The 20321-nt window shown below is 53.0% G+C and carries 14 protein-coding genes; 11 read left to right on the forward strand and 3 right to left on the reverse strand.

From position 1 onward, the window contains the following. Positions 1–58: 58 nt before the first annotated feature. Entirely contained in the window at positions 59–1864 is a 1806-nt protein-coding gene (locus EJQ19_RS17930; RefSeq protein WP_241242967.1) for a peptidoglycan D,D-transpeptidase FtsI family protein, read from the forward strand. Here EJQ19_RS17930 and EJQ19_RS17935 read toward each other — a convergent pair. Next, positions 1850–3118, reverse strand: a complete 1269-nt coding sequence (locus EJQ19_RS17935; RefSeq protein ID WP_126142608.1) for an ATP-binding protein — start codon at positions 3116–3118, stop codon at positions 1850–1852. The two genes, EJQ19_RS17930 and EJQ19_RS17935, sit on opposite strands and share 15 nt — an antisense overlap. A 157-nt stretch (positions 3119–3275) precedes the next feature. Here EJQ19_RS17935 and EJQ19_RS17940 point away from each other — a divergent pair, with 157 nt between their 5' ends. Further along, complete coding sequence (locus EJQ19_RS17940) at positions 3276–4109, forward strand: lipoate--protein ligase family protein (protein WP_126142609.1); 834 nt, start codon at positions 3276–3278, stop codon at positions 4107–4109. Between the two features lie 297 nt (positions 4110–4406). On the opposite strand, the gene EJQ19_RS17945 is transcribed toward EJQ19_RS17940, so the two are convergent. Continuing rightward, on the reverse strand, positions 4407–5138 hold the full coding sequence (locus EJQ19_RS17945) for an alpha/beta hydrolase (RefSeq protein WP_126142610.1): 732 nt from the start codon (positions 5136–5138) through the stop codon (positions 4407–4409). Positions 5139–5400: 262 nt separating this feature from the next. Here EJQ19_RS17945 and pdhA point away from each other — a divergent pair, with 262 nt between their 5' ends. The 5 genes from pdhA (at position 5401) to EJQ19_RS17970 (ending at position 12637) form a co-directional block, all read left to right on the forward strand. Further along, on the forward strand, positions 5401–6486 hold the full coding sequence (gene pdhA / locus EJQ19_RS17950; RefSeq protein WP_126142611.1) for a pyruvate dehydrogenase (acetyl-transferring) E1 component subunit alpha: 1086 nt from the start codon (positions 5401–5403) through the stop codon (positions 6484–6486). A 48-nt stretch (positions 6487–6534) separates the two neighbouring features. After that, complete coding sequence (locus tag EJQ19_RS17955) at positions 6535–7515, forward strand: alpha-ketoacid dehydrogenase subunit beta (RefSeq protein ID WP_126142612.1); 981 nt, start codon at positions 6535–6537, stop codon at positions 7513–7515. A 32-nt stretch (positions 7516–7547) separates the two neighbouring features. Beyond that, a complete protein-coding gene (locus EJQ19_RS17960) occupies positions 7548–8882 on the forward strand; it encodes a dihydrolipoamide acetyltransferase family protein (protein ID WP_126142613.1) in 1335 nt (444 codons plus the stop codon). Between the two features lie 4 nt (positions 8883–8886). After that, a complete protein-coding gene (lpdA, locus tag EJQ19_RS17965; RefSeq protein WP_126142614.1) occupies positions 8887–10305 on the forward strand; it encodes a dihydrolipoyl dehydrogenase in 1419 nt (472 codons plus the stop codon). A gap of 169 nt (positions 10306–10474) precedes the next feature. After that, complete coding sequence (locus EJQ19_RS17970; protein ID WP_241242968.1) at positions 10475–12637, forward strand: AMP-binding protein; 2163 nt, start codon at positions 10475–10477, stop codon at positions 12635–12637. A gap of 667 nt (positions 12638–13304) precedes the next feature. Here EJQ19_RS17970 and EJQ19_RS17975 read toward each other — a convergent pair. Beyond that, positions 13305–14372, reverse strand: coding sequence for a diacylglycerol/lipid kinase family protein (locus EJQ19_RS17975; protein WP_126142615.1), 1068 nt, complete (start codon positions 14370–14372; stop codon positions 13305–13307). Between the two features lie 83 nt (positions 14373–14455). On the opposite strand from EJQ19_RS17975, the gene EJQ19_RS17980 reads away from it, so the two are divergent. The 4 genes from EJQ19_RS17980 (at position 14456) to EJQ19_RS17995 (ending at position 20319) form a co-directional block, all read left to right on the forward strand. Further along, positions 14456–16228 (forward strand): methyl-accepting chemotaxis protein, encoded by a 1773-nt coding sequence (locus EJQ19_RS17980; protein WP_126142616.1) that lies wholly within the window; start codon positions 14456–14458, stop codon positions 16226–16228. Between the two features lie 177 nt (positions 16229–16405). Continuing rightward, a complete protein-coding gene (locus EJQ19_RS17985) occupies positions 16406–18340 on the forward strand; it encodes an alginate lyase family protein (protein WP_164716602.1) in 1935 nt (644 codons plus the stop codon). 4 nt (positions 18341–18344) lie between these two features. Next, positions 18345–19196: a glycoside hydrolase family 43 protein gene (locus EJQ19_RS17990; RefSeq protein ID WP_126142618.1), complete on the forward strand. Its 852-nt coding sequence runs from the start codon at positions 18345–18347 to the stop codon at positions 19194–19196. Positions 19197–19425: 229 nt separating this feature from the next. Continuing rightward, complete coding sequence (locus EJQ19_RS17995) at positions 19426–20319, forward strand: carbohydrate ABC transporter permease (protein ID WP_126142619.1); 894 nt, start codon at positions 19426–19428, stop codon at positions 20317–20319. Positions 20320–20321: the final 2 nt, after the last annotated feature.

Here is a 20321-nt window from a genome sequence, read left to right on the forward strand (position 1 = left end):
GTGTATCAGGGGAAAGTCCGAACATATAAAGGGGTCAAGGTTCATGAGGGTAGCCAGGATGTCGCCCGTTCAAAAAAGACGGATTTTTATCGCGCTGCTGTTACTGATGCTTGTGTTTGCAGGGATCGCAGGCAAGCTGTTCTGGATTCAAATTGCGACGGCTGAAAGTTATTCGTCCAGAGACATTAATCTTGTTAAAAATTCGGTCATTCAGCGACAGCGTGCACTTGTGCTCCAAAGCGGCAGAGGGCAAATTTTGGACAGGCATGGGAAGCCGATGACAGGCAAAATGGCGAAAGCGTTAGTCGCTTTTCCCATTCACAGCGATTATCAAATGTCGCGCCAGGATGCTGATCGGCTTGCCCGGATTTTGCAGACCAGTTCGGAGCGTTGGCTGACGTTCTTGCAAAATTTGAAGGAGCCCCAGGTATGGGGAGCGGGGGAGAGCGGTGCATTCGCTCAGTTGTCCGATTCGCAAGCAGGGCAAATTGAAGCGCTCGGCCTCCCGAACATCAAGGTTGTCGATATGGAGGACCGCTATCCGGCGGAGATGACAGCGCGCCAACTGATCGGATTCATCGGGCAAAATCCGGAGCGGGTGCAGGAGCTCTACGGGACCGATGTGGCGAAAGGCAAAATGGCGCTTACAACGAAAATCGGCGGCTCCGGGCTCGAAAAGTCTTTCGATACTTGGCTGCGGGGGCTTGGCGAGACGTCGATCTCGTATTTTACAGACGCCGGCAAAAGACCGCTGGCTGGGTTGGACGCCCGCCTGATTGCGCCGAATAATGCGTATTATCCGGTAAAACTGGTGACGACGCTGGATATGGACATTGAGGCGAAGATTGAGGCTTTGATGGATAAGCTGGGCATCAAGGAAGGCGCGGCCGTCGTGCAGGATGCGGAGCATGGGGATGTCATCGCGATGGCGAGCCGCCCTAATTTCGATCAGAGCGATGTTCGGCTCTCCAGCAACAACTGGATTAATTATGCGGTGAAGGCGACGGCGCCAGGCTCGATCTTCAAAACGGTTGTCGCAGCCGCCGCGCTGGATGAGAAGGTCGTTTCGCCTACGGAAACGTTCAATTGCGAAGGCGCGTTAGGGAAGTACGGGTTTACCTGCTGGCTGAAGGGCGGGCATGGTCCGCTGACGCTGGAACAGGGCTTCGCAGAATCCTGTAACATCGTGTTTGCAAATGTGATGAAGCGGTTGACGGCTCCTCAGCTGGAGCGATACGCGAATAAGCTTGGCGTGCTGAACGATGTGGGGTGGACGGGGAAAACAGACACGATGGAGGCTTTCCGCCAGTTTGACAGCGAAGAGCCGGGGCAGCTGTTCGCCTCGCATACCCCCCATGACGACGAGGGGGTGCTTATGCAGACGGCGATCGGGCAGCGCGACGTACGCATGACGCCGCTCGCTGCGTCGAATCTGATCGTTACGCTGCTTCATGATGGGAAGGGGTTTGAGCCGCGCGTGGTTCAGGAGATTCAATATCAAACCGGGCGCGAAATGGAAAAGTTCCCGGTGAAGAAGCTCACTTCGCCCGATGGCGTCATAACTGCGGCAACTAGCCGTACACTGCTCGATTGGATGAGGGAAGTGGTGACAGACGGCACGGGGCAGAGCTTGAAAGGGGCGACCTGGAACTTGGCGGGCAAATCGGGAACAGCGCAGCTGCAAAGCGGCAAGCAGGAAAAAATCAATCAATGGTTCATCGGCTACGGCCCTGTGGAAGCGCCGAAGTATGCCGTATCCGTCGTGGTGAAGAATACGGGACCTGCGGATAAAAACCAATCTATGCCGCTATTCAAGGGGATTATGGATATTTTGGCCGCCTCGGGCACCTCAGACAGCAGGTAATGAGATGGTGAAACAGGTGCCGAGGTTTTCCTGGCTGTGGACATCGATCTGGCCGCCGAAATTTTTGATGATGCGGTAAGAGACCATGAGCCCGAGCCCTGTGCCTTTATTTTTGGTTGAGTAAAAAGGAGTGCCGAGCCGCTGTACCTGCTCTTCGCTCATGCCTACGCCCGTATCTTTAATCTGCAGGATGATGGAGTGATCTTTCCGATAACCGGCGACATGTAAATGACCTCCTTCCGGCATGGCCTCGATGCCATTTTTCGTCAAGTTGATCAGGCATTGCGTCATTTTATCGCTGTTCGCTTTAATTCGCAGGCCAGCCTGAATATCAAACACGATCTCGATGCCTCTCATTGCCGCGTACGGCGTGATCAGGTTGCTGATTTTTTGAGCCAGTGTAGATAAATCGAGCTCCTCCATTTTCTCGGCCTCGGGCTTGGCGAACGATAAATAATCGGAAATGATGCTTTGGGCCCGATCGATTTCTTCGATGACCATGTGCGTGTAGATGCGTTTTTTGTCCTCGGAGACTTGGGACTGGCTGAGCATTTGCATGAAGCCGCGGGCAACGGTCATCGGATTGCGAATTTCGTGGGCCACGGATGCAGCCAGTTCGCTGAGTACGTTCAGCTTCTCCGATTTATGGACTTCATGGCGCAGCGCGATATTTTCCTGGATACGGACGATGAAGTAGCTGAGAATCCCCATGGATGCCGTTTGAACGAGAATGTACAACAGGGTGTAGTAGATGAACGTATGCGGAATGGGTAAATCCATTCTCATCCTGTACAGGACGAGCATGCAGCTGTACGCGAATGCGCTGGCGAGAGCAAGGAGACTGGGAAACATAATTTTCGGCGTGACCTGCTTCCAGTTGCTGAGGGAGATGAAGGATAGGATGAACGGAACGAGCAGCGCAGCCAAAGAAGCGAACCAGAGAAAATGCAAACCGTCCATGACATAGGCATAACCCAAAATAACGAGATAAACGGCAAGACCCGAACGTACACCGCTGTAGAGGAAGGCGACCAGGATAGGAAGGGTGCGGAGATCGAACGCAGTTCCAGATACGATAAATAAGGGGTGGGACATGCAAAATAATGCGCTCACGGAGCAAACGATGCTGATGGCATACGGGGCGGAGCCTTTAAAACGGAAGGAATCCGGCGATTCATGCCAAGTGAGATGATATAACACGATCGGTATGGACAGGACTAAGATGTTGAGCAGAATTTCGTCAAAGACATTCAATCTTCTCGCCTACTTCATAGAAATTTCCATCTTCAATGATTATTTCGACAAAAAAAGTAAATATCCTTTGCCTATCAGGAAAAAAATATTGTTTTTTGTAACGAAATTGGCTTACAATTTGGACGGCAGTACATTATGCACGTTCAGGAGAACTTACATGAAGACAACATCGTTTCCTTCCTCGCTTCTTATTTTGGATCGTTCCGAGGATGTGACCCCTTATCCAGCGCTGTATCCGTTCGCTGTAGAGGAACTGATCTGCCGTTCGATGCATGAGGGAGCGCGTCCGATTCTACATATATGGCGGCATCCCCGCGCGTTTATTATGGGGCTTCGCGACAGCCGTCTGCCGGCGGCCGCGGCGGCGAAGGGCTGGCTGCAAAGTCAAGGCTATGCTACTGCCGTGCGGAATTCCGGCGGTGCGGCGGTGCCGTTGGACAGCGGTGTTGTGAACATCACCCTGATGTATCCGAAGGATGCGGGGGATATGGATCACCGCAAAGATTTTCATCGCATGGTTGCGATGATTCGTGAAGTGCTGGATTCGTTGACGAAATATGTGGAGCAAGGGGAAGTGGCCGGTTCGTTCTGTCCGGGCGAATTCGATCTTGCGATCGGGGGCCGCAAGTTCTGCGGTATCGCGCAGCGCAGGCAGCAGCGAGCGATTGCGGTGCAGGCATTCATCATTACGGAGGGCTTAGGCGTGGAAAAAGCGGCGCTGGCCCGTGGCTTCTACGAGCGGGCGGTGCCGGAGGGGATGTCTGCAGACTATCCGCACGTCTCGCCGGAGAGCATGTCCTCCCTGGCGGAATGTCTGCACATTCCGCTGACATCGCAGCACTTCGTCCAGCAGCTGCTGGACGTGGCGGCGGAAACCGGCATTGCCGTTGCAGGTCCGACCGACATCGCTGACTACCCGTCCGAGGCCGACATCCTGGAGATGGTCCGCCTCATGGAAGAGCGTTACGGCATCCTCCGTGATACCCAATGATGTCAGGTTAAACACAATAGTGTCTAGAGAAATAAGATAACGCCGTTATCCTATTGTGAAGTTTACACTGATCGGTAAGGAGATAAGTTAGGTAAACGAACTTATTTGCGGCAAATGTCGCCGAAATACAATGAAAACCAATAATAAGATAGCGGTGTTATCTTATTGAGGTAAATCACGAGCCGTCCGGGGAAATAAGTTAATAGAAGTAACCTATTTTCTAACGAACCGCAGCATGCGATTGACCAACCGGACATCTGGTGACACCTCGACTCCTTTACCTGCCTCCCTTAAGGACTAACCAAGAAAATAATGCAGGGCGGCAGGGAGTTCTCCCTGCCAGAACCCCCACAAATGTTTGCCGGGCTTCTCGAGATAATGAAGTGCGGCTTTTTTGCTGTTCAGCGCCGCTAACGTTTCACGGTTTTCACGGACAAAATCAAAGGTGCCTCGCTCCGTCTTGACCTCTTCCTCATCGAGTCCGATGAGCATGTACATTTCGAGCCACGACAAGTCTTCCGCAGCTAGAATCTGCTCCCGGGTTGAGGCGAAAAATGCGCCTGACAAGGATATTACTCGGCAAAAAAGGCTAGGATAAGCTAAGGCGAGATGCAGAGACACCGTTCCGCCCAGGGAGTCCCCGGCCAGGATGCGGTCGGAGCGCTCCGCGCGGATCGGGTACCGATTTTCAATATAAGGAAGAAGCTCATCTGCAAAAAAACGGCAGTACGCCGCATGACGATCCCCTTCCGGCGCATACTCCGCTGTGCGGGTGGCGACGTTCACATCGACGCCGACGATGATGGCGGGCTCCATATCCGCATCCAGAATGCAGCGGGTCATCGTGGTCGCGATGCGCCCAAAGTTAAAGAACTGCTCTCCGTCCTGGCAGTAAATGACCGGATAGGAGAGCAGTTCATTGTAGCCCGGGGGCAAATAGATGCGCAGCGAGCGAGTCTCTCCAAGAATAGTGGACGGAAGCTCCTCTCTCAGAATCGTGCGTTGATAGTAGCGGGCGTCGTCGGACATGGAAAAGATCTCCTTTAAGAGGTAGTTTTAAAAGTCGTCTTGTTGAACCCTCACTTTTAAAATAAGGGTAGGTGTATTATAGCAGTTGTTAATTCTTTGTAAACTGTATTATATATTTTCGAGAACTGTACTATACATTTTGAAGAAAAAAGGTCATATACCTTACCATTACTGGTGTACAATTCACCGAAACAGGATTATAATAATACTATAACAGAAGATTAGATTGTAGGCACGCAAATCATATAAGAGGTGAAATGGTATGAGTAAGCCACTTGTCAGCCAAACAAATTATGAAGTGTACACAGAGAAGGTTGAGCCATTGCAGGTTCTTGCTCCGGACGGCACAGTAGTTAACCCGGATAAAATGCCAAAGCTGAGCGATGATCAATTGAAAGAACTTATGAGAAGAATGGTTTTCACTCGCGTGTGGGACGAAAGAGCGGTTAACCTTGGACGTCAAGGTCGTCTTGGTTTTTACGCGCCAGTATCCGGTCAAGAAGCTTCCATGATCGGGAGTGAATTCGCTTTAAATAAAGATGACTTTATTTGCCCGGGCTACCGCGATATGCCGCAATTGGTATGGCACGGTCTTCCGATGTACCAAGCATTCTTGTACTCCCGCGGCCATCAGCACGGCGGTCAAATTCCGCAAGACGTGCATGTCTTGATGCCGCAAATCATCATCGGCGCGCAAATTCTTCACGCAACCGGCGTTGCGATGGCATTCAAAAAGCGCGGTGAGAAACGCGTAGCGATCACGTACACAGGCGACGGCGGAAGCTCCGAGGGCGATTTCTACGAAGGCATGAACTTCGCAGGCTCTTTCAAACTGCCTGTGATTTACTTCGTACAAAACAACGGCTACGCCATTACAACACCTTACGCGAAGCAAACAGGCGCGCTTTCCGTTGCGCACAAATCCGTTGCAGCCGGCATCAAAGGCGTGCAAGTTGACGGGATGGACGTTCTTGCTGTTGTTCAAGCCGTAACAGAAGCTGCTGAAAGAGGCCGCAGAGGCGAAGGCGCTACATTGATTGAGGCGCTTACTTACCGTTTCCGTCCGCACTCCATGGCGGATGACACAACGAAATACCGTACGAAAGACGAAGAGGCGGAGTGGGAACCGAAAGATCCGCTGACGCGCATGCGCATTTTCTTAACGAAGAAAGGCCTGTGGAGCGAAGAAGAAGAAGCGAAAGTGAAAGAAGAAGCGAAAGCAACGGTTGCTGAGCAAATTAAGAAAGCGGAAGAAACGGCGAAAATGACGGTTCCTGGCTTGATTGATTCGATGTTCGAAGTTACGCCGCCTCACCTGGAAGAGCAAAAGAAAGATTACCTGGGCTAATCGGAACAGCCTTTTATATACGAAGACAATTAGGAGGCACAGACAGTCATGGCACAAATGACGATGATTCAAGCGATTAAAGACGCGATGCGCGTTGAATTGGAAAGAGATCCTAACGTAGTGCTGTTCGGTGAAGACGTTGGTCATGTTGGCGGCGTATTCCGGGCGACAGAAGGTTTGCAAAAAGAGTTCGGCGAAGACCGCGTATTCGATACGCCGCTCGCTGAGTCCGCCATCGGCGGTCTTGCCGTCGGTATGGGCGTTCAAGGCTTTCGTCCGATTGCCGAGATTCAATTCGTCGGCTTTATCTATGAAGCACTCGACCAAATCTGCGTGCAAGCTGCGCGTATGCGTTACCGCTCCGGCGGCCGTTACAACTCCCCGATTACGTTCCGTACGCCTTACGGCGGCGGTGTAAAAGCGGCTGAGCTGCACACGGACGCACTTGAAGGTTTGCTTGTTCAAACGCCGGGGATTAAAGTTGTCGTTCCGTCCAACCCTTACGATGCGAAAGGTCTCTTGATCTCCGCAATCCGCGACAATGACCCTGTTTTCTTCATGGAGCATCTGAACTTATACCGCGCATTCCGCGCTGAAGTGCCTGAAGGCGAATATACCGTTGAACTGGGCAAAGCGAACGTTGTTCGTGAAGGCTCCGACGTAACGATCATCACTTATGGTGCAATGGTGCACACATCTGTGAAAGCTGCGGAAGAAATCGAAAAAACGGAAGGTGTCAAAGTCGAAGTTATCGACCTGCGTACGCTGATTCCGCTCGATATTGAGACGATCGTGGCTTCCATCAAGAAAACGAACCGTGCGATCATCGTCCAAGAAGCGCAAAAAACGTCCGGTGTTGCCGCTGAAGTGATTGCCCAAATCAACGAAAAAGCGATTCTGCACCTGGAAGCGCCTGTGCTTCGCGTAGCTCCTCCAGATACGGTTTATCCGTTCGCGCAAATCGAAGATGCTTGGCTCCCGAGCCCAGCTAGCGTCATTGCCGGCATTAAAAAAGTACTTGAATTTTAATTCACAGACGAAGGGTACAGGAGGTCGTACACGTGGCATTGTTTGAATACAAGTTCCCAGAGCTTGGCGAAGGCATACATGAAGGCGAGATCGTGAAATTGTTAGTAAAAGCGGGCGACACCGTCACGGACGAGTCGATCCTGATGGAAGTCCAAAATGATAAAGCGGTTGTAGAAGTTCCTTGCCCGGTTGAGGGCAAGATTGTCTCCGTCGCTGTAAAAGAAGGCCAAGTATGCACGATCGGTCAACTCGTGATGACGATCGACGTCACTGGCGAGATGCCTGCGGAATCGATGCATCACGGTTCCAGCCACGCGGCTACAGCCGTGGCTGCACCTCCGGCTGCCGCACCTGCACCAGCGGCGGCACCGGCTCCTGCAGCAGCGCCAGCGCCTGCTGCGGCAGCACCGGCTGCGCCTAGCGCAAGCGGCGCGGCGCGCGAAGTGCTTGCGACGCCTAGCGTGCGCAAGCTCGCAAGAGAGAAAGGCGTCCTCCTCGCAGAGGTGACGCCGACCGGCAAGCACGGCCGCATTACGCGGGAGGACGTGCTCGGCTTTACTGGAGCCGGCGCAGCGGCTCCGGCGGCATCGGCGCCTGCAGCGGAAGCAGCAGGCGAGGCAGCGGCAGCACCTGCTGCGGCAGCGCAGGTGGTTACTTCCGGCGAGCGCGTCGAAGAGCGCGTGCCGTTCAAAGGCATCCGCAAAGTGATCGCGAATGCGATGGTCAAATCCGTGTACACGGCTCCGCACGTGACCCTGATGGACGAAATCGACGTCACGGCGCTGGTTGCGCTGCGTGAGCGCACGAAGCCGCTCGCAGAGAAAAAAGGCGTGAAATTGACATACCTGCCTTTCATCGTGAAGGCATTGGTTGCAGCTTGCCGTCAATTCCCGGTCATGAACGCGATGATCGATGAAGAGAAGCAAGAAATCGTCTACAAAAAGTACTACAACATCGGTATCGCGACGGATACAGACAACGGCTTGCTGGTACCTGTCATCCATGATGCCGACCGCAAAAACGTATGGTCCATCGCAGCGTCCATCAAAGATTTGGCTGTTCGCGGCCGTGACGGCAAGTTGTCCCCGAATGAAATGAAGGGCGGCACCATTTCCATCACAAACATCGGTTCCGTCGGCGGTATGTTCTTTACACCGGTCATCAACTTCCCTGAAGTTGCGATTCTGGGTGCAGGTCGCATTACAGAAAAACCGGTTGTGAAAAACGGTCAAATCGTACCTGCGTCCGTTATGGCGCTTTCCTTGAGCTTCGACCACCGTATTGTTGACGGTGCGACAGCGCAAAACTTCTTGAACTACATTAAACAGCTTCTGGCAGATCCAGAGCTTCTCGTCTTGGAGGTGTAACAGCATGGTAGTAGGTGATGCTTCTCTCGATATTGACTTGCTCGTCATTGGAGCAGGCCCAGGCGGTTACGTCGCTGCGATTCGCGCAGCTCAGCTCGGCCAAAGCGTTCTGATCGTTGATAAAGAGGCATGGGGCGGCGTGTGCTTGAACCGCGGCTGTATCCCATCCAAAGCGTTGATTTCCGCGGCGCATACGTATGAGCATGCTCAGCATGCAGACAGCATGGGCATTTCGGTTGAGAACGTGAAGGTTGACTTCGCGAAAGTCCAAGCATGGAAAAACAGCATCGTGGCGAAGCAAACAGGCGGCGTCAGCGGGCTGCTCAAAGGCAACAAGGTTCAAATGTTCCAAGGTGAAGCGATGTTTATCAATGAGCACGAAGCACGTGTGTTCAACGATGCGGAAGCGCCGCGTTACCGTTTTAAAAATTGCATCATCGCAACAGGCTCCCGTCCGATCGAGCTGAAGGCATTCCCTTTTGGCGGCAGAATCATTTCGTCCACCGAAGCGCTGAACCTGCCTGAAATTCCGAAAAGCCTGGTCGTCATCGGCGGCGGCTACATCGGCGTTGAGCTTGGTCAAACGTATGCGAAATTCGGCACGAAAGTGACGATTTTGGAAGGTTCCGACCACGTGCTGCCTGGCTTTGAAAAAGAATTCACGAAGCTCGTTGCCCGTAACTTGGATAAAGTCGGCGTTGAGGTGCACACCGAAGCAATGGCGCAATCCTGCACGAAAACGGACAATGACGTTACCGTAACCTTTACGGTGAAAGGCGAAGAAAAACAAGTAACAGCGGATTATGTCCTTGTTACGGTTGGCCGTCGTCCGAATACAGACGGAGAGTTAGGCCTGGATCTGATCGGTCTGAAAATGACGGATCGCGGCTTGATCGAAGTCGACAATCAAGGTCGTACAAGCATTCCGCACATTTTTGCAATTGGCGATATCGTGCCGGGCATGGCGCTTGCGCACAAAGCTTCTTACGAAGCGAAAGTCGCGGCGGAAGTGATCGCGGGTCACAACTCCGTTGTGGATTACAAAGCAATTCCAGCGGTTGTGTTCTCCGATCCGGAAATCGCAGGTGTTGGCCTTAGCGAAACGGAAGCGAAGGAAAAAGGCATCAACGTTGCTGTCGGTAAATTCCCGTATGCAGCGAATGGCCGCGCGAATTCCTTGAACGCAGGTCAAGGCTTTGTGAAGCTCGTTGCCGACAAAGAAACCGGCACGCTGCTTGGCGGTCAAATCGTTGGGCCAGAAGCATCCAACCTGATCGGCGAAATCGCGCTTGGCGTTGAAATGGGCGCAAACCTGGAAGACATCGCGCTGACGATCCATGCGCATCCGACTTTGACGGAAATGATCATGGACGCGGCGGAAGGTGCGCTAGGTCACCCGATTCACGTGCTTGGCGGTAAGTAATATCCTAGGTAGTTAACACCTTTAGATAAAAAGTCCCGAGAGTTTGGCCGTTAGGCCGCTCTACGGGACTGTTTTATTTTTCGGACCCATACGCAAATCCATGAGAACCCGCATAAGATGTAGGTGATATGCGCTTTTTGAGAACGCTTACACAAAAGGGGAGAACGGGATGAAAGGAATCGTGACAACACTGCTGAAATGGCTTTATCCGCTGCTACGCATGCTGCTTTTGGCTGCTTTCCGGGTCAACGTGAAGGGTCGTGAGCGGTTTAGGTTAGCGGAGAACATGGTGCTGATTCCGAATCACGTTTCTTTACTGGATGGGGTGCTGCTTTCGCTCGTGCTGCCGAAGGAAGCGGTGTTTGTGGTGAACACGGGAATGGCAAAGCGGTTCGATTGGCTGTTTCCGATTCGGGAAACGATTGCGGTCGACCCGGCCAATCCCTATGGGGTTCGGAGCATGCTCAAAACGATCCGCAGCGGCAAGCCGTTAGTTATTTTTCCGGAGGGGCGCATTACAACCACGGGGGCGATGATGAAGGTGTACAGTGGGATCGGCTATATGGCGCTGCGGGCGAAGGTAACGCTGGTGCCGGTTGCGATCAATGGGTTGGAGTACGCCAAGTTTTCGTATTTGGCCGGGAAGGTGAAGCAGCGCTGGTTTCCACGGGTGGATTTCAGCTTTGGGGAACCGTTTCAGGTGCCTCCGGGTATGGTGGAGGGTTTATCGCGAAAGGCGCAAAAAGTATGGGCGACCACTTGGATTCGGGATCGAATGCTGGATCATTTGCTCGAGAGCCGGTTAAAGCCCCAGTTGAATTTGTTCCATGAACTGATGGCTGCGAAGGGGCGGCATGGGGCTGGACGTGTGATCTTAGAAGACGTCGTGACGGGGACGACCCTTACTTATCGTCAATTGGCACTGCACAGCTATGTGCTTGCGCTTAAGCTGAAAGGTCTGCTAGGGCAGCTGCCCAGGGGAGCGCGCACGGCGATTGTGCTGCCGAATACGTCGGCGCATGTGATTGTGCTATTTTCGCTGTTTCGGCTAGGGAAGCCTGTCGTGATCCTGAATTATTCGGCAGGCGCGGGGGCGATGCTGGATGCTTGCGAGACGGGGGGCGTGCGGACGATTGTGACGTCAAGAGCTTTTGTGGAAAAGACCGGTCTGCAAGAGTTTGTCTTGCTGGCAAGTGAACGGCATGAGGTGCTGTTCCTCGAAACGATCAGGGCGTCTGTGACGGTGGCGGATCGGCTGCTGGGCTGGCTGCAGGCAAAGCTGCGGATGAAGGGCCCCGTGGCGGGGGCTGGTGCGAATGAAGTTGTGCTCTTCACTTCCGGCAGTGAAAGCAAGCCGAAAGGTGTGGTGCTCTCGCACCGCAATCTATTTGCGAATATGCAGCAGGCGAAGCTGGTGATCGGGTTTAATAGCGGGGATATTGTGCTCGGCACGATGCCGATGTTCCACTCGTTCGGGTTGACGGCGGGCACGCTGCTGCCGCTGCTGACGGGCATGAAGCTGGTTTTGTACCCGAATCCGCTGCATTATAAGGTCATTCCCGAGCTTGTGTATGATAAAAATATTACGATTTTATTCGGTACCTCCACGTTTCTGGCCGCGTATGGACGGATGGCGGAGCCGTATGATTTGGCGCATTCGCTGAGGTATGTCGTCGCCGGTGCGGAAAAGCTCAAGGACGAGGTGCGTGCGCTATGGATGGACAAATTTGGCATCCGCATCTTGGAAGGCTACGGAACGACGGAGACGTCGCCGGTCATTGCGCTGAACACGCCGATGCATGCGAGTCGGGGAAGCGTGGGCCGGCTGCTTCCCGGCATGGAAGCGCGGGTGGAGCCTGTGGACGGTATCACCGAAGGTGGCGAGCTGTTCGTTCGGGGACCGAACGTCATGCAGGGCTACTTGATTCATGGGCAAGGCTTCGTGGCTAGCCCTGATTGGTACCGCACGGGCGATGTGGTCACGATCGACGAGCAGGGATTTATTCGGATTGTGGCCCGGCTGCAATCCTTCGCCAAAATCGGCGGCGAAAAGGTATCGCTGCCGATGGTGGAGGGCTATGTGGCCGCATGCATGCAAGCGTCATCCTTATGCGTGGCGGTTGCTGCGCCCGACCGGCGCAAGGGCGAGCGCATCGTGGTGTATCATACCGACAGCGGACTGACGCCGGGAAGCGTGCGCGAGGCGCTGGCGCAGCGGCAGCTGCCGGGCATCTACATGCCCTCGGAGCTGCGGTATGTGGAGAAGCTGCCCTTGCTGGGCAACGGCAAGGTCGACTATGTGACGCTGCGGGGATGGGCGCAGCGAGAGTGAGCTGGCTTGCCGCATTGGCAGCTGAGAGAGCTCGGGGCGCCGGAAGGGGACCTGGATGTCGCGAGGGAGCGCAGGGCAAATAAGGGGGGTACACCACATCTATTGGCACGAATTTGCCATTCGCAGCGGAAATAAGCGTGGTAAACCGCTGCTATTGCTCGGAGATTAGGCGTTTTCGAGTGAATTTTGGCGGAATAGAAGCGGTTGACCACTTCTATTTGCGGCGTGTGGTGGGAAATGAAGAGAATAAGCGCGGTGGACCGCGCTTATTTGTGTTTAGCGTGTTTGGAGGGAGGAAGGGCGTTGCAGGGTTGGGAGGAAGGTTGTGGTGAAGAGAGGAACTATTGCGAACGGTAAGGAACTTTTGGAGGCAAATTAGCAGGGGCAAGACCTAGCTAATAGCCTCGATTTAGGCGAAAAGCGTGCCGCGATCGAGTGTTAAGAGGGATTGTCCCCTCTTAAATCGCGAAAAATCGCCGCGTGAGGCAAATTAGCAGGGGCAAGGCCTAGTTAATAGCCTCGAATAAGGCGAAAAGCGTGCCACGAGCGAGTGTTAAGAGGTTCTGTCCCCTCTTACATCGCGAAAAATCGCCGCGCGAGGCGAATTAACAGGGCCGAGGCCCTGCTAATGCCTTCTGCTCAGTCGGAACGCTCATAGGCTGCTGCCTTACTTCGTCTTGGCAGCACCCTCCGCGCAGCAAACCCGCAGCGTGCCCGGCAAGACGTGCACATCCAGCGGCGTCGTACCGACGATCTCGCCGTCGGCCTGCAGCAGCAGCGGCTCACCCGCGCTCAGCTTGATCGCGGTGCCTTGGTAAAACGTCACAGCCGGGTGTGTGGTATGCTTCCCTTGATACACGGTCAAAAGCACGGGCAGCAGGCGAAGGCGGCTGCGGCTCTGGATCACGACGACGTCCGCGAGGCCGTCCGTCGGGGAAGCGCTGGGGCAAATCTGAATTGCCCCGCCGTAGTAGGGGATGTTCGCGATGGCGCACAGCCACATATGCGGCAGCTCGTGCACGAGGCCGTCCACTTCGAGCCGGGCGGCCTGCGGTTGATACGTTGCGAACACCCGCAGAATGGAGAGCAAGTACGCCAGCCGGCCGAGGCCGAAGCGGGCCAGCCTCTTTTTGTAACCAGCTTCGTTGGTGACTTTGGCGACCATGCCGTCGAAGCCGGCCCCGAAGCTGTTAACCGCAACCCGTGCGCCGCCGCCCAGCGCCAGCACGTCGATCACGGCCTCGCCCCTGCCATGCAGCGCGAGGTAAAGCGCTTCCAGCGGCTGACGCGGCACGCCGTACGCCTTGGCAAAGTCATTCCCCGTCCCCGCGGGAATGACCCCCAGCCGGAGCTGCTGCTCCGCAGCTCCAGAAAGCAGGAGCCCGTTCGCCGCCTCGTGCACGGTGCCGTCGCCTCCAATGACAAGCAGCAGGTCGAACGCCTGTTCACGGGCATAAGCGGTCGCTTGACGAGAGGCATCGCCGGGCTTCGTCGTCATCGCGAGTTCGTACGAGACCGCACACCGAACGAGCTCGGTTTCGATCTCCCTCCATATGTTAGATCCCCTGCCATTCCCAGAAAGTGGATTCACAATAATGGCGATTCGTTTCATGCTGGACAACCCCTTGTCTTCTATAAATAATGTGGATGCGTTAACGCTGAGAAGGCCGTAAATATGCGAGATGCATACAATTTTCTCTTTACATCGAGAGGGGTGTTTTGTAAAATAAACCACAGGTTAATTAATTTACTATTACGTGAGATTTCTTGACATCTAGCCGGACGGGCCGTCGGAAATACAAAGGAGAGAACAGGAATTTGAACATTAACATGAGCGCAAAGACCAAGTCGACCGGGAGTCGCAATCGTCATCGATTCAACCTGTCCATTCTCCGCCATCTCAAGCTGCGTTTCAAGCTGCTGCTCATGAATGCCATTGCCATTTTGTTTATGCTGATCATCGGTTTCACCGGGTATTACAACATGGATAAGATGTCTAGCAATACTACTAAAATGTACGAGGAAAGCTTATTGTCTGTCAAATGGATAAATCAGCTGGAAGCGAGCTACAATGAATCCAGTTCGAATTTGCTGGAAATGATGCTGTCTACGGACGTCATGTATAAGGGGAAGCTGAAAGAGAACCTCGATAAAAGCCTGACGACGATCCAGGACCTCGATGGGAAAGTCAAAGGGCAGATGCGCGGCAGCGAAGAGTTGAAGGGGTATCAAAGCTTCAACGAGTTAAATGCCAAGTACCTGGAGCTTGTGGGCAAAACGATCACGGCGGCAACGCAAAACAATCAGGTAGCCTACCAGGTGTTCAACAATGAAGTCGCGCCGCAGCGAACGAAAACGATTGAGGCGCTGAATGCACTCGTTCAACTGAAAGAGACGGCAGCCGACAATTCGCAAAAAGACAGCAGCCACGATTCCGCAGTTTCCCATGTGGTGATCATCCTCACGATCGTGGCGGCAATCGTCTTAATGACAGGCATGGCGCTGGTGCTGAACATGATCGTGACCAAGCCGATCCATCACTTGCAGGCGAATATGGTCAAAGCGGCCGAAGGCGACTTGTCTGCACAGGGAGACTACCCGTATCAAGACGAGGTAGGCAGGCTGACCACATCCTTCAACGAGATGACGAAGAGTATCCGCAGCCTTGTCGCGCAAATCGCCGAAAACGCGCTGACGTTGTCCGCGAGCTCCCAAGAGCTGTTGGCCAGCTCGGAGCAAAGTGCGATGGCCGCTCGCCAAGTGGCAGGTTCCTCTCAAAAGCTGTCCGGCGACTTCGAGCGCCAATTTTCAAGCGTTCTTCAGGCGAATGAAGCCGTAGGCCAGATGGTGACGAATACGAAAAGGATCAACGAATCTGCGCAAGAGGTTACGCAGCTGGTCGGACGTGCGACGACTGCGTCTCGCGAAGGTCAGGAATCCATCTCATCCATTGCCCTTCAAATGAATGATATTTCCGATTCCGTACGCGAAGTCGGCGGGGTGATTGACGAATTGGGCCGAAACGCCGATAAAATCGGACAAATTATCCATGCGATCAATGAAATCTCGACGCAGACCAACTTGCTTTCTCTGAACGCTGCGATCGAGGCGGCGCGCGCAGGAGAAGCGGGCCGCGGCTTTGCCGTCGTTGCCGGCGAGGTGCGCAAGCTGGCGGAGCAAACCGCCGCTTCCGCGCGCAATATTACCGGATTGGTGTCAACGATCCAGTCGCAGATTCATCACGCCGTACAAGCGATGCAGACCGGCGCGGGCAAAGTGGAGACCGGGCTTACGATCTCTGAGCAGGCACAGGAATCGTTCGTTCACATTGCCGCTTCCGTCGAGGAAGTTAACGCGAAAGTGGAAGTGGTGAACCTGAACATCCAACAGCTCGTGGCTGCGAACTTGCAAATTGAGCAGGTCATGCGCACGGTCAGCGAAGTGTCCGAGGTGGGCATCTCCGTTTCGCAGGAAACGTCGGCGGCGAGCCAGCAGCAGATGGCGACGACGGAGGAAATCGAGAACTCGGCAAAATCTTTGGCAGGATTGGCCGAAGAGCTGCAAATTTCGTTGCATAAATTTAAAGTATAGAGAGAACCGCAGGCCGCGCTGCCTGCGGTTTTTTTCATACTCTAGCGAGGAGTAAAGCAAAGGAATTTGGGCTATCAGTCCCTATTCAGTCTTATTCCCCCCTCTGAATAGTTGAAACGTCTATCTCAGAGCGATTACCGGCAGACGTATAATGTATCCTAGGGGAGGAGAATGAACATGAATTTTTATTTGAAAGACGGGGAATTGCAAGAAACCGGGAGCTATTTTCAACGTGAGTTTCCCAAGCTTGCCGAAGTTGCAATTGAACATGCAGTTCAAGCTTGCAAAAACCTATTTCGGGTTCCTTTTTCCATGGATACGAACCATTGGATTGATCTCGGTGAACCCGTTAATTGGCTGCACAACCCTTCCAAGGATCTTGAGTTTACTTGGGTACTGAATCGACATTGGTACATGCTCGATTTGGGGCGAGCCTATTTAATGACGCATAACGAAGAGTTTGTCCACACATTTATGAAGCATTTGCGCGGCTGGAGGGAACAGAACCCAGTACCCGTATCGCCGTTGTATGAGGAAGCCGTCTTTTTTCAAAAGCCAGGGCCATGGCGTTTGCTCGAGGTAGGACTTCGGGTGCAGTCATGGATTTCCGCGTATAAATATATGGAAGCCAGCACGACGATGACCGAACTTTTTCGAGCTGAATTTAAAGCGGCTTTGGCGGAGCATGCCCAATACTTAACGAGTTATTTGGGCAATACGGAAATCAACCATGCGATTATGCATATGCAGGGCTTGTTTATGATCGGCGTATTTTATCATGAGCATCCCAGGGCTTCATTTTGGCGGCAGTTCGCAGTGGAGAGACTGTCGCTGTGTATGACGCGTCAAATTGATGCCGACGGCGTGCAGTGTGAACTGACCACCCACTATCACAATGGCAGTATTGAAATGTTTGGGACGCCGTATTGGCTGGGTAAAGTATCCGGACATCCGCTGCCCGAAGCGTACGGCAGCAGACTGCGCAATATGGCCGCCTTCACACATGCGATGATTCGGCCGGATGGAGGCTCTACGGCTGTAGGAGACTCCGATTTAATCGGTTCCAGCGCTGAACGTCTTGCTTTGCTAGGCGCAATTCTGGATGATACTACCTTTATCAAGCTGGGCAAGCTTAGTGCCGAAATTTTATGGCTATTTGGCCGCGAGCGATACGAAAAGTTTAAAGAGCTGCAGCTTGACAGCATTGCGGGGGCTCCGAGTTCCGTGGCCTTTTCTAATACCGGCTACTATTTTATGAAAAGTGAGGAGCACTACCTGTTTTTCGATGCTGCTTCCATGGGAGGAGCTCATGGTCATGCGGACGCCTTGAATATGGAGTGGATGTGGAAGGGCACCCTGCTCTTCCTTGATCCGGGACGATACACTTATGAAGAGGGGGAGTGGCGGCGTTATTTCAAGAGTACCCGGGCGCACAATACGATTACTGTAGACGGGCTGGATCAAACGCCGTATTTGTCCACGCAGGAATGGGACGTTCCGCATGCTGCTTGTACGGTGAATCGCTGGATCTCAGGGGAAGATTATGATTTCATCGATGCATCTCACCAGGGTTATATGAGGTTGGAAGACCCTGTGCTTCATCGCAGGTGGCTGCTGCTGAGCAAAAAGAGCAGTGCGATTATAATTGTGGACTGGCTGGAAGCCAAGGGTACGCATCATTATGAACAGAGATTTCAGCTGCCTACGTCGGCGGCGGTTCAACACTGCGAGGAACGTTCGCCATCTGAAGGTCTGCAATCCGTGATTGCATATCCTTCCAATCTTCACCTGCATATGTATTGGCAGACGAGCGGAGATCAGCCTGCCCCGTTTACTGTTGATTGCGAACAGGGATGGGTTTCTGAAATCTATGGGATCAAAGCCGAGACCTCGACGCTCGTCGGCAAAGGAACGTTTACGGGGGCACGGGGGATTGTTACGTTGTGTATCCCGGAAGACCTCTGCGAGCATAAAGAACGGCCGCAGGTCACCCGATTGGAAATTGACGCAGCGTGTCAAAACGTTCATGTTTCGTTCACCGATTCGACTGGACTGCACCATGTTGATCTCGATCCTACAGAAATCGGATGGAAGGATAGCAAGGAGGAATGAGGAGATGTATCTTTTCAGCTACTTCAAGACGGATGAAGAACAACTATTCGTGAGTTCAAGCCCTGACGGTCTCGTTTGGAACGGGCTCTGTGGAGGCAAGCCTTTATTCGCTTCGAGTGTTGGTACGAAACAGATTCGGGACCCGTTTCTCTTGGAGGATAAGGAAGGCGTGTTTCATCTCGTATGGACAGACGGATGGCGCAGCCGGAGTATTGGTTATGCCCGCTCTCGCGATTTGATCCATTGGCAAGAGGAGCGTTTAATCGGAGTCATGGAGCATCTGCCTGAGACACAGAATTGCTGGGCACCGGAAATTTTCTGGGATACCGTTTGGGAGGCGTATCGCGTTATTTGGTCGTCCACGGTAGGCGAAGGTGAGAGAAATCATCGGATATGGTCTGTTACGACGCAAGACTTTAAGTCTTTCTCGGAGGCTTCATTGTATTTCGATCCCGGTTATAATGTCATCGACGCCAGTATGACAGATAGGGGTGACTCCTATTTGATGCTGTATAAAGATGAACGGGGCATGAATGAAAATGGAACGGCTTTTAAGTCGATACGTTCCTGTCGTATAGCCAAGGAATCCAAGGTCCCCCCATCGGTTAGTGAGATTTCTGAACTTTTAACTCCCGAACTGACGGAGGGACCGACCCTATATGCGTTGGAGGAGGAAGGGAAGCCTTTTTGGATCATGCTGTTTGACGGCTTTCAAGACCAGTACTATGGTGCATGCTGTTCCAGCGATTTGCACAAGTGGGAAGATATCTCAGGACAGCTTCAATTGCCTGCCGGAGCCAGGCATGGCTCCGTTATAAAGCTGAGTGCTTCGAAGGCAGGGTTATTCACGAAATAACCTGGCTAAACACTGGCTAAACCATTGAATAAGCCGTGAGCCGCAGAGATGATTCTTTGCGGCTTTTTCAGCATGGTGGAAAAGAATCTTGGTGTCGACTGAGCTGTCCTAGAAACTGTATCCGGAACACAGTCGATTTGTCCTACGGTCATAGTTGTATTGTCGCTCTCGCCTTCGAAGCGCGGTGTACTATGCTTGAACTACCACATTGAAAAGGAGCAGGTGCACGATGCGTAAGCGGTTATCCGTTCTCAACAGCTATGTATTCATTTTTCCCAGTCTATTTTTAACGATAGCGCTTGGTATTTATCCAATTGTATGGGCGCTTCGCTATATGTTCTATGATTATCAGGGGTTCGGGACTCCAGCATTCATCGGACTTGACAATTTCGCCCGATTATGGCGAGATCGGGAGTTCTGGCATTCGGTATATAACACCTTTATCTATGCAAGCGGCAAAATCATTATCGTTCTGCCGATATCGCTTGTATTGGCCGTTATCCTGAACAAAGGACTGAAAGGCAAGGTGCTTTTGCGGGCGGTCTATTTTATGCCGACGATCATCTCAACGTCCGTGATGTCGATTATCTTTTTTACAATTTTCAACTCGTATAACGGTCTGCTGAATCAATTTCTTCTGAAGTATGGCATCATTGCCAAAGCCATTGACTGGTTGGGGCCGAATTACGCAATGGTAACGGTCATTATTACAGCAATCTGGGGGGCGATCGGCAACTATATGCTGCTGTTCATCGCCGGTCTGCAAGGCATTCCCGATGATTTGTACGAGAGCGCGTCCATTGACGGGGCGAATGCGCTGCACAAGTTTTGGAACATCACAATTCCGATGCTGGGGCCGGTCCTGCAAATGATTGTCATGCTGGCCATTATTACCGCACTGAAAGGGTATGAGAGCATTATGGTTCTGACAGAAGGAGGTCCGTTCGGAAAGACGGATGTCATGTATCTCTATGTGTACAAATTATTTTTTCCGGTATCGGCTGCAACCTCCACGGTACAGCAAATCGGCTACGGCAGCGCAGCCGGGTTCGTGACGGCGCTGATTGTCGGGGCGATTACCGTCGCCTATTTCTACCTATCCAAGCGGCTTAATCAGGATTGAGA

This window comes from Paenibacillus whitsoniae (genome assembly GCF_003955665.1).
Classification (GTDB): Bacteria; Bacillota; Bacilli; order Paenibacillales; family NBRC-103111; genus Paenibacillus_E; species Paenibacillus_E whitsoniae.